We start from the raw sequence: 16025 nt of genomic DNA on the forward strand, positions 1-16025 counted from the left end.
CAAGACACAGCGCCCTCATTGGCCACAAGGTTTTCTTGTAGCTTGCAGCTTGCTGCCTGTGGCTGGCAAAACCCCCATGGTCAGTTAACATGCCTGTTTCAACTCTGATACAAGGCCGTATCGTGTTCCATGGCACGCCTCCCTACCCTCGCCTGTTGCTGCTGACTGCCTTGCTCGGCAGCCCGGCCGTGGCCGACGACCTGTTCATCGACAACGCCGACCTGCCACAGGTTCTGACCGCCACGCGGCTGAAACAATCCCCGGCCGCCGTGCCGGGCAGCATGACCGTGCTCGACAGCGAACTGATCCGTGCCAGCGGCGCCCGCGACATCCCCGAACTGCTGCGCCTGGTGCCGGGGATGATGATCGGCTACGGCGCCGGCAACCAGCCAACCGTCAATTACCACGGCACCAACGTCAACGAAGCCCGGCGCATGCAGGTGCTGATCGACGGCCGCTCGGTGTACCGTGCGGGCCTGGCCACGGTGGACTGGAGCGACATCCCGGTGGCGCTGGAGGACATCGAACGCATCGAGGTATTCCGCGGCCCCAACACCGTCAGCTACGGCGCCAATGCACTGATGGCGGTGGTCAACATTCTCACCCGCAATCCGGCGGACAGCCATGGCACGCGCATGAAGCTGACCCGCGGCCAGGATGGCATCGATGACTACTACCTCAGCCACGGCTTCGGCTGGGACGGCGGTGATCTGCGCCTGTCGGTGTCGGGCCAGAAAGATGACGGCTTCGATGAAAACCAGTTTGGCCAGGATTACCGCGACAGCCGCCGCCTGAACCGCTTCAACCTCAGCGTCAGCCATAGCCTCGCGACAAATCAGACCCTGGAATGGCAACTGGCAGCCAAAGAGGGCAGCAACCAGCGGCCCTATACCTACCAGCCCGTATTCCCCTTCGTCACCGAAAGCGGCAACAACGCCGACGTCAACGCCAAGGACTACGCAGGCTCCGTGCGCTGGAACATCGACTTCAACCCTGACCACAGCCTGTACGTGCAGGGCTCGGCCCAGCACTTCGACCGCCAGCAGGTCTGGCGCGCCTGCGACGCAGCGCTGTCGTTCAGCCCGGAACTGACCCGGCTGTGGCAGCTCAACCCAAATTTTGCCGAGCAGGTCGCCCGCGGCGCCAACAACCCGCCCAACAGCAGCAACCCCGAAGAGCAGGCGCTGGTCGATGCCATCAAGGACCAGTGGAACAACCAGGGCGGCAGCAACGTGGTGTGCGGCGATGTCGACCAGAGCACCCGTGAAACCCGCTACGACCTGGAAATCCAGGATACCCTGAGCCTGACCGACAACCTGCGCCTGCTCAGCGGCATGAACTACCGTTATGACCGCGCCGACTCACAGACGTATTTCGACGGCGGCCTGGACGATCAGACCTGGCGCCTCTTCGGCCAGTTGGAGTGGCGCGCGGACGATCATTGGATCCTGCAGGGCGGCGCGATGTTCGAAGACTCGCAACTGTCCGGCAGCTCGCTGTCCCCGCGCATGGCAGTCAACTACCTGATCACCCCGCGCCACGGCTTGCGTGCGGTGTACTCCGAGGCAGTGCGCTCGCCGGACATGTTCGAAAACAACGTCAACTGGAGCTACACGGTCAAGAACCTGACCCCTACTGCGTTCGGCCAGCAGAACGGCGAGTATTTCGTCAAGACCCGCGGCCCGGGCGACCTCGACCAGGAACGCATGCGTTCACGCGAGCTGGGCTACAACGGCCAGTTCACTGCTATCGACCTGAACATGGATGTGAAACTGTTCTACGACGAGATCACCGGAATGATCAGCGAGCCCCTGAGGAACAACCAGTACATCGCCAGTAACGCCAACAAGGCCCGATTCAGCGGCAGCGAGGCACAGCTGGACTGGCGCCCTACCCGGCGCGACCGCCTGCGTTTCACATATGCCTATGTCGATGCCTGGGCCAGCAACCCCGCCGACAGCGCCAACACCGCCCGCAACAGCGGCTCGGCGGGCTGGATGCGCGAATGGGGTGATGGCTGGTCCAGTGCGCTGTTCTACTACGGCGACGATGCCCTTAACCAGTATCGCTACGAGCGCCTCGACCTGCGTCTGGCCAAACGCTTTCGGATCGAGGGCAGCACCCTTGAGCTGGCTGCGTTGTGGCAGCAGCGCCTGGACGACGAGCCGACCACCACCCTCCAGAACCGCTATGACAGCCGTCACCGCCTGAGCGTCAGCGCGGAGCTGGAGTTCTGATGGCCCGCCTGCTGCGCCTGCTGGTGTTCTGCCTTTGGCCATTGGGTTCGCTGTCCGCCAGCGAAATCCTGTTGGTCGGTGGCGAGGAACAGCCCGGCATCCGTAGCTTTGTCGCGGCCCTCGAAAGCCGCCGCAACCAAGATCAGGTACGGTTTCAGACCGTCGCCGAACTGCCGCGCCCAGGCAAGCTCAAGGCCGACCTGCGCCTGGTGCTGCTTGACAGCGCCGCACTGGAGTGGCGCCTGGCCGAAAGCAAAGGGCCGGCGGCCCTGGCCATGCGCATCAGCCGCGTGCAGGCCGAGCAGCGCCTGGGAAAGTCGCGACCGGCGTACCTGACGCTGCTGTGGAGTGACCCGCCCCTGGCCCGCCAGTTGCGCCTGGCCCGCTACCTGTTGCCGCAGGCCCAACGCATCGGCGTGCTGTACGCAGAACACAGCCATTTTCTGCTTGATGAACTACGCCAGGCAGCCCGGCCACTGGGGCTGGAAATCGTCGCCCAGCAATGGCCGGACCCGCGCGACAGCCGGCCGCTGCTGGATCTGTTGGGCAATAGCGACGTGCTACTGGGCCTGGAAGACCCCGACCTTTACAACTCCAAGACCGCCAAGAACCTGCTGCTCAGCACCTACGGCCGGCAGATGGCGCTGATCGGCCCGAACGCCGGTTTCGTCCGCGCCGGTGCCCTGGCCAGTACCTACAGCGACCAGGAGGACTGGCTGGCGGTGCTCGACCAACTGCTCGACCGCCCGCCAGCGCAATGGCCGCGCAGCCTCTACCCCGCACATTTCGGGGTCAGCGGCAACCAGCAGGTGGCTCGCGCCCTGGGCCTTGAACCGATCGATCCGAACGCCACTGCCAAGGTTTTGGCTGAAGGAGAACCCACCCCATGACTAGACGCCTGAGCTGGGATATCCACACCCGTACGCAGATCATAAGCCTGGGCCCTGCGCTGCTGCTGACATTGCTGCTGATCAGCTTCTTCACCTTCGTGCGCATCCAGGACTTGCGCCAGGAGCTCAACCATACCGGTCAGCTGATCGCCAATCAGTTGGCTCCAGCGTCCGAGTACGGTGTGATCTCGGGTAACAACGAAGTGCTCGAAGGCCTGATGCGCGCCACCCTGAGCATCCCCCACGTGCGCTTTCTGGAAGTGCAGGACAGCCGCAACCACATCCTGGTGTACGTCGAGCAGTCAGACGAGAGCGCTAACCGGGCACAACGCGTGGAGGTGTTCCAGGCGCCGATCCGGCTTCAGCAAATACGCCTGGACAACGACTTCCTGCAGCAGGGCAAAGCGCCGTCGCCGGCGATCGGGGACGATTATCTGGGGCGGGTGATCGTCGGCATGTCGGACGACGCCTTCAGCCAGCGCCAACAGGAGATCGTTATCAAGGCTGGCATCCTGGCGCTGTTCGCCCTGTTGTTCACCTTCCTGCTCGCACGGCGCCTGGCCATGAGCCTCGCAAAGCCGATCAGCGACATGGGCCATGCGGTCAAGGCCATCCAGCAAGGTGACTACAACACCCCGCTGCCGGTGGTCGACGACAGCGAGCTGGGCCACCTGGCACGCCACATCAACAACCTGGCCAGCGCACTGGAACAGGCCAGCGCCGAACAGAAACAGGCCATTGCCCAGTTGATCCAGGCCCGCGAGGAGGCCGAGCAGGCCAACGGCGCCAAGTCGGAATTCCTCGCGATGATGAGCCACGAGCTGCGCACCCCCATGAATGGCGTGCTGGGCATGCTGCAGCTGCTCGAAACCACCCAGTTGACCAGCGAGCAGGCCGAGTACACGGCTGTGGCCAGCGAATCCACCGGGCACTTGCTCAAGGTGATCAACGACATTCTCGATTTCTCACGGATCGAACGCACCACGCTGCAACTGGAGCATATCGACTTCAATCTCGGCGAGCTGATCGCCAGCAGCGTGCAGTCCTTCCAGCACAGCGCACAGCAACGGGGCCTGGATCTGCAACTGCAATTACCGGCCCAGAGCGAGCGGCTGCAGGTGGTGGGCGACCCGACGCGCATCCGCCAGATCCTCCTCAACCTGGTCGGCAATGCCCTGAAGTTCACTGAACGCGGCCAGGTGCAGGTCGAAGCGCGTTGGCAGACGCTCGATCGTCAGACGCTGTGGTTCACGTGCAGCGTGCGCGACACAGGCATCGGCATCGACAGCGAACGCCTGGAAATGATGTTCGTCGCCTTCCAGCAGGCCGACAGCTCGATTTCCCGGCGCTATGGCGGTACTGGCCTGGGGCTGGCCATCGCTCGCACCCTTGCTGAACGCATGGGCGGCAAGCTGCGTGGCGAAAGCCACGAAGGGCTGGGTTCGACCTTCACCCTGGAAATGCCGCTAGCCCTGGCGAGCCCTGCGCCTGCGACATTGCCCGGCGCGCTGGCGGCTCACACACCGCTCGCCAAAGGCGAACGGATCCTGCTGGTGGAGGACAACCCGGTCAATCAGAGCGTCATCGAAGCCATGTTGCGCAGCCTGGGGCTGGAAGTCAGCGTCGCCCATGACGGCATCCAGGCCGTGGAAAAGGTCAGCCAGCAGCACTTTGCTGCGATCCTGATGGACTGCCGCCTGCCGCAGGTCGATGGTTATGAAGCCACCCGACGCATACGCCTGCTGCCCAACGGCGGCCAGTTGCCGATCATCGCCTTGACCGCCAACGCCCTGCAGGGTGACCGGGAACGTTGCATGGCCGCCGGCATGGACGATTACCTGAGCAAACCGTTGCGCCGCACTGACCTGCAGCAGGTGTTGCAACGCTGGTTACCCGGCCGGACAGCCGCGACTGGCGATAAATGCTAAAGTGCGGCAGTCTTAAGGACTGGACAGGACCTTCATCGGCCCTGAAAATAGACGTTTCAGTGCACACCTGTACTTCTTTCGCCAGGTGCGCTGTGACTTTCACCACAACGCAATAGTCTACCTGTAGGCTGCCGCCCGGACTGATGCCGGGTTGGCCGGGAAGATTCATCCCCTGCCACAGGGGGTTATTGAGGAGCTCGCATGACCAAACAACACGCCTTTACTCGGGAAGACCTGCTGCGCTGCAGTCGCGGTGAGCTGTTCGGCCCAGGTAATGCGCAACTGCCCGCGCCGAACATGCTGATGGTCGATCGCATCACCCATATCAGCGAAGAAGGCGGCAAGTACGGCAAAGGTGAATTGGTCGCCGAGCTGGATATCACCCCGGACCTGTGGTTCTTCGCCTGCCACTTCGAAGGCGACCCGGTAATGCCGGGCTGCCTGGGCCTTGACGCCATGTGGCAGCTGGTTGGCTTCTTCCTGGGCTGGCAGGGCCTGCCTGGCCGTGGCCGCGCCCTGGGCTCGGGTGAAGTGAAATTCTTTGGCCAGGTATTGCCTACCGCCAAGAAAGTCACCTACAACATTCACATCAAGCGCGTCCTGAAGGGCAAGCTGAACATGGCCATCGCCGATGGCTCGGTCAGCGTTGACGGCCGCGAGATCTACACTGCCGAAGCCCTGCGGGTCGGCGTGTTCACCTCCACTGACAATTTCTAAGGGTTATTCGCATGCGCCGCGTCGTTATCACTGGTCTGGGCATCGTATCGTGCCTGGGCAATGACAAAGCTACCGTCACCGAAAACCTGCGCAACAGCCGTCCGGGTATCCGTTATAACCCGGAATACAAGGAACAGGGGCTGCGTAGCCAGGTTTCCGGCTCCATCGACCTCAACCTCGAAGAACTGATCGACCGCAAGGTCTACCGCTTCGTCGGCCACGCTGCGGCGTATGCCTACCTGGCGATGCAGGACGCGATCAAGGACGCCGGCCTGACCGAAGAGCAGGTTTCCAACCCGCGTACCGGCCTGGTGGCTGGCTCCGGCGGCGCCTCGACCCTGAACCAGATGGAAGCGCTGGACACCCTGCGCGAGAAAGGCGTCAAGCGTGTCGGCCCCTACCGCGTCACCCGCACCATGGGCAGCACCGTTTCGGCGTGCCTGGCCACCCCGTTCAAGATCAAGGGCCTGAACTACTCGATCTCGTCGGCCTGTGCCACCTCGGCACACTGCATCGGCACCGCCCTGGAGCAGATCCAGTGGGGCAAGCAGGACATCGTCTTCGCCGGTGGCGGTGAAGAAGAGCACTGGAGCCAGTCGTTCCTGTTCGATGCCATGGGCGCCTTGTCGACCAAGCGCAACGATACTCCGGAACTGGCTTCGCGCGCTTACGACGCCGACCGTGATGGCTTCGTCATCGCTGGCGGTGGCGGCATGGTCGTGGTCGAGGAACTGGAACACGCCCTCGCCCGTGGCGCCAAGATCTACGCCGAAATCGTCGGCTACGGCGCGACGTCCGACGGCTACGACATGGTTGCCCCAAGCGGCGAAGGTGCCATTCGCTGCATGCAGCAGGCACTGGCCACTGTCGACACCCCGATCGACTACCTGAACACCCACGGCACCTCGACTCCGGTCGGCGACGTTGCCGAAATCAAAGGTGTTCGCGCCGTGTTCGGCGACAAGGCACCGAAGATCAGCTCGACCAAGAGCCTGTCGGGCCACTCGCTGGGTGCTGCCGGCGTCCACGAGGCGATCTACTGCCTGCTGATGATGGAGAACAACTTCATCGCCGGCTCCGCCAACATCGACGAGCTGGACCCGGAAGTCGCTGACCTGCCGATCCTGCGCAAAACCGAAGAAAACGCCAAGATCGATACGGTCATGAGCAACAGCTTCGGCTTTGGCGGCACCAACGCCACCCTGGTGCTCAAGCGCTGGACTGGCAAGTAATGCCTTGATGCGGTAAATGAAAACGCCCCGACTGGTTCGGGGCGTTTTCTTTTGTGTTTGCCTGTGCCGCGTAGCGTTCGGGCAGACCGTCAGCGAGCCTTGGGCAAGACCGCCAGGAAGTTGTCCCGCGCCACCTGCTTCGCCACCCCTTCCGGCAAGGCATCCAGAAACGGCTTGAAGCCGTGCATCTGCTCCCCCACGCTGCCAAACTTGCCCACCACATCAGACCCAAGCATGAACCGCTGCGCGAAGCGCTCGACCAGCGCCAGCCACTCCTTGCGCGGCACACCCTTGTCATCCAGCAGGTAGGGCTCGAGCACAGTCCACGACAAGTCGATGTAAAGGTTCGGGTAGTCGTTGAGCAGGCGCGTCAGCACCGGCAATAGAAAGTCCATCTGCGTCTGATGCCGATGAATCTCCATGCTCGTGCCCGCGTGCGCCCAGATGAACCGGGTATGCGGATGATTGCGCAGCGGTTCCTCGATCTCGGCCAGGTAAAGCGGGTTGCGCTCACGCTTGGAGGTGATGTTCGAATGCAGCAGTACCGGCATGTCGCGTTCGGCTGCCAGGTGATAGATACGGGTCATGGCCTCGTTGTTGGCGCGCGGCGTATCACCGCTGGTCAGCGCAGTAAGGTCGTCGTGCCGGGTAAATACTTCACCTATGCCCTGCCAGAGGCCAGGGTAGAGATCGAGCATGCGCTCGATATGGCTGACCGCATTCTTGTCTACCGGATTGAAACCGGTCAGGAAAGGATGAAAACGCTTGCGCTGCTCGGCCGGCAGCTTCTGCAGCGCCGCCGCCACGTAGGTATCGGTGGCGCTGTACCAGTAGGCGTCGGCATCGTCACCGGCGTAATAGCGCGGCCGCTTGGGCTCATCCTCGTGCCATTTCTTGGCCACCGGAATGCCAGAAATCATCGAGTGGTCGACACCCGCTTGATCCATGGCCTTGATCAGGGCAGCCATACCCTCGGTCTCTTGAAAGAAGTCCACATAGTGCAGGTGGGCGTCACTGTAGCGGTAATCACGCGCCTGTGCCGCCTGGCACAACGTTGCGCTCAACAGCAGGCAGGCCAGCGCTCTGGCGATCATGGGCAGCATCCTTCTCTGTGTATGAACAGAGTAGACCTGGCGGCCAAGCCAGCGGTTCAGCCATGCACGGCAAACCGCTATGCTGGTGCTATTTCCCGCCGCCTGGAGCACAGCATGAGCAGCCCATTGGTGATCCGCCCGCGCGCCGAGTCGGTCGAGGGCCAACCGATCCTGCGCCCACTACCGTCGGCGCAGTGCCGCAGCGTCGGCCCGTTCGTGTTCTTCGACCACATGCTCGAGACCGACTATGCGCCGGGCCACGGCATGGATATTCGCCAGCACCCGCATATCGGCCTGTCGACGCTGACCTACCTGTTCGAAGGGGCGATCCTGCACAAGGACAGCCTGGGCTCGAATCAGCGCGTGTTGCCTGGCGATGTGAGCTGGATGACGGCCGGCAGCGGCGTGGCGCATGTCGAACGCACCCCGGCCGATGCGTTGGCACACGGTTCGCGCCTGCATGGGCTGCAGGTGTGGCTGGCGTCGCCCCGCGCGCTCGAGCAAGGCGCACCGAGCTATAGCCATCACGCCGCGGCCAGCCTGCCAGTGAGCGATAACCTGGGGGTACGCATCTGCATGATTGCAGGTAGCGGTTTCTGCCTGGAATCGCCGGTGCCAGTCCTCTCCCCTACCCTTTACGCGCATGTGCAGATGCAATCGGCGACCACGCTGGTGGTACCTGATGAGCATGCGCAACGGGCGCTGTATCTGCTCGACGGCGAGCTGATGATGAATGATGAGGAAGTCGAGGCGTGCAGCTTGGTGGTGCTGCCTGAGGGCGAAGAGATTGCCTTGTATGCCGAGGGTGAATGCCAGCTGGTATTGATCGGCGGCGAGCCACTGGATGGGCCACGGCGGATGAACTGGAATTTCGTGGCCAGTGATCCGCAACTGATCGAACACGCCCGGGCGAAATGGGCTGCCGGCGATTGGCCGGTGGTGCCGGGGGAGACTTCGCGGATCGAGCTACCGCGTTAAAGTGGGGCCGCTTTGCGGCCCATCGCCGGCAAGCCGGCTCCCACCGGGACCGCGCCGCTCTCGGGGGCAACACCTCAAGTGGGAGCTGGCTTGCCAGCGATGGGCTGCGTAGCAGCCCCACTGCACCGTCAGCGCTGGAATACTTCAGTGAGCAAATTGTGCATCGAGCGGAACGCCCGCTCCGAGGTCCTGCGGTCATACTGCATCTTGCCCGGCACATTGGCATTCGGGTCGGTGAACGAGTGCACCGCGCCGCCATAGCTCAGCAGCTGCCAATCCACCTTGGCCGCATTCATCTCTTCCTCGAAGGCCGGCAGCTGCTCCCTCGGCACCAGCGGGTCGGATGCGCCGTGCAGCACCAACACCGAGCCCTTGATGTGCTTGGCATCTTCAGGGGTCGGGGTATCCAGCGTGCCATGGAACGACACCGCAGCCTTCAGGTCTGCACCGGTACGGGCCAGCTCCAGGGCGCAGCAGCCGCCAAAGCAGAAGCCGAAGGTTGCTACCTTGCCAGGCTCCAGTAACGCCTTCGACTGTGCCAGCAGCTGCGCCAACGCCTCCTTCATGCGCTTGCGCAATTCGCCACGGTCATTCTTCAACGGCATCATCGCCGCCCCGGCTTCGTCAGCATTGGACGGACGCACCGATTGCCCGTACAGGTCGGCAATCAGCACCACATAGCCTTTTTCGGCCACTTCCTTGGCGATGCGCTCGGCACCTTCGCCAATGCCCATCCAGTTCGGCGCCATCACCAGGCCCGGTCGCCCCAACGCACCTGGCTCATACACCAGACGGCTTTCATAGGCCTTGCCGGACAGGTGATAAACCAGCGATTCGACGATTACCTTGCTCATCAAGCACTCCTTGGGCATTCACCATTAAAAAAGCCCGCCGAAGCGGGCTTATCGATGCATCAACTCAAGCAGACAGCTCGACCAACAGCTTGTTCAGACGACGAACGTAAGCCGCCGGATCCTTCAAGCTGTCACCGGCCGCCAGGGCCGCCTGATCGAAGAGGATGTGCGACAGTTCGGCAAAGCGGTCTTCGCTCTGCTCGTTGTCCAGCTTTTCAATCAGCGGATGAGTCGGGTTGAATTCGAAGATCGGCTTGGAGTCCGGCACCTTCTGCCCACTGGCTTCGAGGATCTGGCGCATCTGCAGGCCCAGGTCCTGCTCACCGATGGCCAGGATTGCCGGCGAATCGGTCAGGCGGTGCGACACACGCACTTCGGCGACGCTCTCACCCAGCGCAGATTTCAAGCGCTCGACCAGGCCTTCTTTTTCCTTGGCGACTTCTTCCTGGGCCTTCTTGTCCTCTTCGGAGTCCAGCTTGCCCAGGTCCAGGTCGCCACGCGCGACATCGACGAAGGCCTTGCCGTCGAACTCGTTGAGGTAGCTCATCAGCCACTCGTCGATGCGATCGGTCAGCAGCAGCACTTCGATGCCTTTCTTGCGGAAGACTTCCAGGTGCGGGCTGTTCTTGACCTGCGCGTACGACTCGCCGGTGAGGTAGTAGACCTTGTCCTGGCCTTCCTTGGCGCGCGCCAGGTAATCGGCCAGGGAGACGCTCTGCTCGCCGCTCTCGTCATGGGTGGAGGCAAAGCGCAGCAAGCCGGCGATCTTCTCCTTGTTGGCGAAGTCTTCGGCCGGGCCTTCCTTCAGCACCTGACCAAAGTTCTTCCAGAAGCCCTTGTACTGCTCGGGCTCGTTCTTCGCCAGCTTCTCCAGCATGTCCAGCACACGCTTGGTCAGCGCAGTTTTCATCGAATCGATGATCGGATCCTTTTGCAGGATCTCGCGGGAGACGTTCAGGGACAGGTCATTGGAGTCGACCACACCCTTGATGAAGCGCAGGTACAGCGGCAGGAACGACTCAGCCTGGTCCATGATGAACACGCGCTGCACATACAGCTTCAAGCCGCGCGGCGCTTCACGCTGGTACAGATCAAACGGCGCGCGGGCCGGCACGTACAGCAGCGAGTTGTATTCGAGCTTGCCTTCGACCTTGTTGTGGCTCCAGGCCAGCGGGTTTTCGAAGTCATGGCCGATGTGCTTGTAGAACTCCTGGTATTCCTCGTCCTTGATTTCGGTACGCGGGCGGGTCCACAGGGCACTGGCGCGGTTGACGGTTTCCCATTCTTCGGCCGGCTGCTCTTCACCTTCGGCCGCCGCCTGCTCTTTGGGCAGCTGGATCGGCAGGGCAATGTGATCGGAGTACTTCTTGACCACGTTACGCAGGCGCCAGCCATCGGCGAATTCCTGCTCGTCCTTCTTCAGGTGCAGGACGATACGGGTACCGCGCTGTGGTTTTTCGACGGTGGAAACTTCGAAGTCGCCCTCGCCCTTGGACGACCAGTGCACGCCCTCGGCAGCCGGCTGGCCGGCGCGACGGCTGAACACGTCGACCTTGTCGGCCACGATGAAGGCAGAGTAGAAGCCCACACCGAACTGGCCGATCAGGTGCGAATCCTTCTTCTGGTCACCGGTGAGGTTCTTCATGAAGTCGGCCGTGCCGGACTTGGCGATGGTACCCAGGTGAGTGATCACATCTTCGCGGCTCATGCCGATGCCGTTGTCCTCGAGGGTCACGGTACCGGCGTCCTTGTCGAAACTCAGGCGGATTTTCAGGTCGGCGTCGTTTTCGAACAGCTCTGGCTTGGCCAGGGCTTCGAAACGCAGCTTGTCGGCGGCGTCGGAAGCGTTGGAAATCAGCTCACGCAGGAAGATTTCCTTGTTCGAGTACAGCGAGTGAATCATGAGGTGCAGCAGCTGCTTTACCTCGGTCTGGAAGCCCAGGGTTTCCTTTTGTGTTTCCACACTCATGGTCTTCAAAACTCCGATCTGATGGCAGTGGGCGCCGGCAGCCGAATCGGCATGCATTAATGGCGGATGTCATGCAGATGGGGGCAGCCCCGACGATTTCAAGGGCTTTTGGGGCTCAATCTTGAAATGCGCACGGGCAGTGGCGATCGGCGATTGTCGATCGCCCTGCCAGGCGGTGATCGCCACATTGGTCACCCGCCGGCCTTGGCGCCAGAGCTGGCACTGCGCGTAAGTGTCGCGAAAGAGCCCGGCGCGCAGGTAGTCGATGGAAAAATCGATGATCTTGGGGATGCTGGCGCTCTCGCTGTAGATCAGCAGATACAAGGCGGCAGAAAGCTCCATGAACCCAGCAATCACACCGCCATGAATGGCCGGCAGCAACGGGTTGCCGATGTTGTCCGGGCTGGCCGGCAAGCGGAACAGCAGGTCATCGCCCTGGCGCTCACAGGTGATGCCGATCAGGCTGGCGTAGGGTATCAACGCCAGCAATGGCTGGTAATCGCCCACGGCATGCGCCGCGTTGAGCTGTCGACGTACGTCTTGTGGAATCATGCCCCGCCCTCCTTCAGCCCCTTGCCGAACCGGATGCCGCCCTTGACCTCCTGCCCCAGGCGCATGAAGGTACCGACAACCTGGCAGATCGGCTGGGCGGGGTCGTCCTGATAGGCCATGCCACGGGTGAAAATCACGTCTCGGGTGACCCGATAGCACTGGGCATGACCATAGATGGGCTTTCCCGCCTCTGCCGGATGCATGTAGTCGATACGAAGGTCCAGCGTTGGACATACTTCAAAGCTCGGCAGCACGCAAAGGGTGGCCATCCCGCAGGTGGTGTCCATCAGCGTGGTCAGGGCACCACCATGCACTGCGCCGGTCTGCGGGTTGCCAACGATGGCTGGCGACCAGGGCAAGAGCAGCGTCATGCCATCGGCGTCCGCATGCTCCACGCGCATTTGCAACACTTGACAATGTTTCAGTGCCGACAAGAAACGCTCGGCCATGGCCATCAAGCTTGAATCGGTCATCGGTACACTCCTCTTCACAGCCACTGGCGCCTGCGACATCTGCATAAGTGTGATAAAAAGTCTATCCGCGATGCGGTGTTATATATCTGTAACTGATACGGAACTATTGCCGCATGGCTGAACTCGAAGGAACAAGTCACTTATTCCACCAAGGAGAAACACCCAATGCGTAAACCATTTGCTTTTGCTCTGATGCTGGCTGCTGCCATGGGCCTGGCTGCTTGCGATAAAGCGAGCGAAGACAAAGCCCAAGACGCACAGGAACATGCCGAGCAAGCCCAGGAAAAAATGGGCGAAGCTCAGGATAAAATGAACGACGCCGCCGAGGAAAACGCCGAAGCTGCCAAAGATCAGGCTGAAGCCGAGCAGAAGGCTGCTGAAGAAGCCGCTCCGGCAACTCCGGCTACTGCACCGGCTGAGCCTGCCAAGCAGTAATCGCGACGCACAAAAAAACCCGACATTGTCGGGTTTTTTTGTGCCTGCCAGTTATAGGTTAAACGTTTCATGTGTTTGTACCGAGGCCTTCCTTGCTGGTCTCGGTAGGCGCACTTTCCGTTGGCGTGAACACCATCACTTCCAGCACATCGGAGTGGAACTCCCGGCGATACAGGATCAATACCACTCCTACACTCACGACCATGAACAACCACGGGCTGATGAACCAGGTGAGCATGGCCATGCCGAAGTAATAAGACCGCAAGCCAAAGTTGAACTGATTGGCCGCCAGCGACAACACCCTCGCCGCCCGCGAAGCGAAAGCCTTGCGCTCAAGCTCACTGACCAGCCGCTCGCCTATCATGGGCGCAGACCCCACCAGCACTGCTGCGAAGTTGTACTGGCGCATGCACCAGCTGAACGTAAAGAACGCATAGACGAAAACCATCGCCAGGCAAAGCAGCTTGATTTCCGACATGCCTTGCGAGGCCTGCTGCACCAGAGGCAGGTCGGCCAGCAGCGACAGGGCGCGGTCAGTGGCCCCCAGAACAGTCAGGATGCCGGCCAGAATGATCAGGGTACTGGAGGCAAAGAACGACGCGTTGCGCTCCAGATTGCCAATTACACTGGCATCGGCGATGCGGTTGTCGCGCAGCAGCATGCGGCGCATCCAGTCTTCCCGGTACAGATGCAGCACACTGGCCAAGCAGGCAGTGTCGCGGCCCTTCCAGATGGCATAGCGGGTATAGCCGCCCCAGCAAAGGGCGAACCAGCAGAGGGCCAACACGTTGTGAAGGTTGCTTTGGATGAAATTCATGCAGTTTTCCCGAAGGCCAGGGCAGACAAGGATAGGGACCGCATTTCGACGCTTGCAAGCACGCAAAGGCACATCGGCGCAATAAAAAACCCCGCACCCTTGAGGATGCGGGGTTTGGTGTATCGGCCTTCGCGGGCACCCTACGGCTTGTGGCCGGTGCCAACGGCAGGCGTCAACCTATCAGGCCAGCGCTTCGCGCGGCTTGCCAAGCATGCGGTCGCACGCCACAGCCGCCATCAGTGTCACCACCGACGGCACCAGCCAGGCCAGGCCCTGATCGCTCAGCGGCAGGTGGGCCATGAAGTCCGGCAGCACGTGGGCAATGCTGCTGCCCTTGATCGCGTCAACCATGCCGAACAACAGCGACACCAGCATGACCGGCGCCAGGATACGTGTTGGCGAATTCCACAGGTCTTTGACGAAGCTCAGCCCTACCACCACGATGCACGGTGGGTAGATGGCGGTCAGCACCGGGATCGAGAACATGATCAGCTTGGTCAGGCCCAGGTTGGAAATCAGCAGCGAGAAGCCCGCCAGGATCACCACCAGCGCACGGTACGACAGCGGCAGGATCTGGCTGAAGTACTCGGCGCATGCGCAAGTCAGGCCTACGGCAGTCACCAGGCAGGCCAGCGCGATCAGTACCGCCAGGAAACCGCTGCCAAGCGAACCGAAGGTGTGCTGTACGTAGGCGTGCAATACCGCTGCACCGTTGGTGGCTCCAGCCGCGATATCATGGCTGCTGGCTCCCAGGCGGAACAGGCTGATGTAGACCAGCGCCAGGCCTACACCGGCAATCAGGCCGGCAATGATGGCATAGCGGGTGATCAGCTTCGGCGACTCGACACCCCGCGAACGGATGGCATTGACGATCACGATACCGAAGACCAGCGCACCCAGGGTGTCCATGGTCAGGTAGCCATCGGAAAAGCCTTTGGAGAAGGCCGCAGCTGCATAGGCAGGCTGTGCTTCACCAATGGTGCCGGCCGGCAGCGCGAACGCCGCGATGCCAAGTACCGCCAGGGCGATAATCTTCAGCGGCGCGAGGAAACGGCCCACGGTATCGAGCAACTTGCCCGGGTACATGGACACCGCCAGTACCACGATGAAGTACACCAGGCTGTAGAGGAACAACGCCAACGGGCTTTCACCGGTGAGCGGTGCCACACCCACTTCGAACGACACGGTCGCGGTGCGCGGGGTTGCGAACAGCGGGCCGACCGACAGGTAGCATACCGCCGCCAACAGGCCGCCGAAGAACTTGCCGATCGGGCTGCTGAGCGCATCCATGCCACCACCGACCTTGGCCAGTGCGACCACGGTGATGACCGGCAGGCCCACAGCCGTTACCAGGAAGCCCAGAGCGGCCATCCACACATGCGGCCCGGACTGCAGACCGACGATGGGCGGGAAGATGATATTGCCAGCGCCCACAAAAAGCGCAAACGTCATAAAGCCAAGCGCCAGGATATCCTGGCCTTTTAAAACTTTCATTTAGGGTAGTACCACACTGCTGAAATCGGGATTCGAGAAGGGATTTCCCCTTGAGTGAGGGAAATGCTGCCCGGCTTGATAGGCCAGACCCGTTTAGCGTGTCGTTCCCTTTTGGGGTACGGGCACAAAGTGAACGCGTAGATTAACCGTTTTACCCGCCAAACGCACTGGCACAGTGCTGCTTGTCCGATGTGCGTACATGTTTGTCGTCTGGTTGACCGTGTTCGACGACAATTTATTGCTGATTCGAGCGGATGTCTGGTTGAAAATCCTGATCAGGGTGATCGAACTTTCCGAAGGTGGGGGCGCAGCCTTCACAGCCGCACAACGACAAAGGCCACCCGAAGGTGGCCTT

14 protein-coding genes are annotated in these 16025 nt (G+C 61.6%); 7 read left to right on the top strand and 7 right to left on the bottom strand.

The features are described from left to right. Positions 1–89 precede the first annotated feature (89 nt). The 5 genes from ACMGF5_RS00340 to fabB all read left to right on the top strand — a co-directional run bounded on the left by ACMGF5_RS00340 (position 90) and on the right by fabB (position 7004). The gene (locus ACMGF5_RS00340) at positions 90–2237 is read left to right on the top strand and encodes a TonB-dependent receptor plug domain-containing protein (protein ID WP_174142478.1); all 2148 of its coding nucleotides are present in this window, start codon (positions 90–92) and stop codon (positions 2235–2237) included. Next, positions 2237–3127: an ABC transporter substrate-binding protein gene (locus ACMGF5_RS00345; RefSeq protein WP_414157489.1), complete on the top strand. Its 891-nt coding sequence runs from the start codon at positions 2237–2239 to the stop codon at positions 3125–3127. The genes ACMGF5_RS00340 and ACMGF5_RS00345 overlap by 1 nt, the downstream gene beginning before the upstream one ends. After that, on the top strand, positions 3124–5055 hold the full coding sequence (locus ACMGF5_RS00350; protein ID WP_414157490.1) for an ATP-binding protein: 1932 nt from the start codon (positions 3124–3126) through the stop codon (positions 5053–5055). The genes ACMGF5_RS00345 and ACMGF5_RS00350 overlap by 4 nt, the downstream gene beginning before the upstream one ends. A 201-nt stretch (positions 5056–5256) precedes the next feature. Continuing rightward, positions 5257–5772, top strand: a complete 516-nt coding sequence (fabA, locus tag ACMGF5_RS00355) for a 3-hydroxyacyl-[acyl-carrier-protein] dehydratase FabA (protein WP_012315334.1) — start codon at positions 5257–5259, stop codon at positions 5770–5772. An 11-nt stretch (positions 5773–5783) separates the two neighbouring features. After that, positions 5784–7004, top strand: coding sequence for a beta-ketoacyl-ACP synthase I (fabB, locus tag ACMGF5_RS00360; protein ID WP_012315335.1), 1221 nt, complete (start codon positions 5784–5786; stop codon positions 7002–7004). 89 nt (positions 7005–7093) lie between these two features. Here the strand turns inward: fabB and ACMGF5_RS00365 are convergent, their stop codons facing one another. Further along, positions 7094–8098, bottom strand: coding sequence for an amidohydrolase family protein (locus ACMGF5_RS00365; protein ID WP_404601402.1), 1005 nt, complete (start codon positions 8096–8098; stop codon positions 7094–7096). Between the two features lie 114 nt (positions 8099–8212). Here ACMGF5_RS00365 and ACMGF5_RS00370 point away from each other — a divergent pair, with 114 nt between their 5' ends. After that, complete coding sequence (locus ACMGF5_RS00370) at positions 8213–9076, top strand: pirin family protein (RefSeq protein ID WP_196996775.1); 864 nt, start codon at positions 8213–8215, stop codon at positions 9074–9076. 128 nt (positions 9077–9204) lie between these two features. Here the strand turns inward: ACMGF5_RS00370 and ACMGF5_RS00375 are convergent, their stop codons facing one another. The 4 genes from ACMGF5_RS00375 to ACMGF5_RS00390 all read right to left on the bottom strand — a co-directional run bounded on the left by ACMGF5_RS00375 (position 9205) and on the right by ACMGF5_RS00390 (position 12924). Further along, positions 9205–9930, bottom strand: a complete 726-nt coding sequence (locus tag ACMGF5_RS00375; RefSeq protein ID WP_046785244.1) for a dienelactone hydrolase family protein — start codon at positions 9928–9930, stop codon at positions 9205–9207. 64 nt (positions 9931–9994) lie between these two features. Continuing rightward, positions 9995–11899, bottom strand: a complete 1905-nt coding sequence (gene htpG / locus ACMGF5_RS00380) for a molecular chaperone HtpG (RefSeq protein ID WP_046785421.1) — start codon at positions 11897–11899, stop codon at positions 9995–9997. Between the two features lie 69 nt (positions 11900–11968). Continuing rightward, positions 11969–12451 carry a PaaI family thioesterase gene (locus ACMGF5_RS00385; RefSeq protein WP_115274283.1) on the bottom strand — a complete coding sequence of 161 codons (483 nt, stop codon included), beginning with the start codon at positions 12449–12451 and terminating at the stop codon, positions 11969–11971. After that, complete coding sequence (locus ACMGF5_RS00390; protein WP_174142476.1) at positions 12448–12924, bottom strand: PaaI family thioesterase; 477 nt, start codon at positions 12922–12924, stop codon at positions 12448–12450. Before ACMGF5_RS00390 ends, ACMGF5_RS00385 begins: the two co-directional genes overlap by 4 nt. Positions 12925–13089: 165 nt before the next feature. On the opposite strand from ACMGF5_RS00390, the gene ACMGF5_RS00395 reads away from it, so the two are divergent. Then, positions 13090–13359 (top strand): hypothetical protein, encoded by a 270-nt coding sequence (locus tag ACMGF5_RS00395; RefSeq protein ID WP_012315342.1) that lies wholly within the window; start codon positions 13090–13092, stop codon positions 13357–13359. 67 nt (positions 13360–13426) lie between these two features. Here ACMGF5_RS00395 and ACMGF5_RS00400 read toward each other — a convergent pair whose 3' ends face one another. Beyond that, the gene (locus tag ACMGF5_RS00400) at positions 13427–14176 is read right to left on the bottom strand and encodes a DUF599 domain-containing protein (RefSeq protein ID WP_119687484.1); all 750 of its coding nucleotides are present in this window, start codon (positions 14174–14176) and stop codon (positions 13427–13429) included. Between the two features lie 180 nt (positions 14177–14356). After that, on the bottom strand, positions 14357–15670 hold the full coding sequence (gene brnQ, locus ACMGF5_RS00405; RefSeq protein ID WP_046785248.1) for a branched-chain amino acid transport system II carrier protein: 1314 nt from the start codon (positions 15668–15670) through the stop codon (positions 14357–14359). Positions 15671–16025: the final 355 nt, after the last annotated feature.

The organism is Pseudomonas sp. BNK-15 (assembly GCF_047456105.1).
Lineage (GTDB): Bacteria > Pseudomonadota > Gammaproteobacteria > Pseudomonadales > Pseudomonadaceae > Aquipseudomonas > Aquipseudomonas putida_E.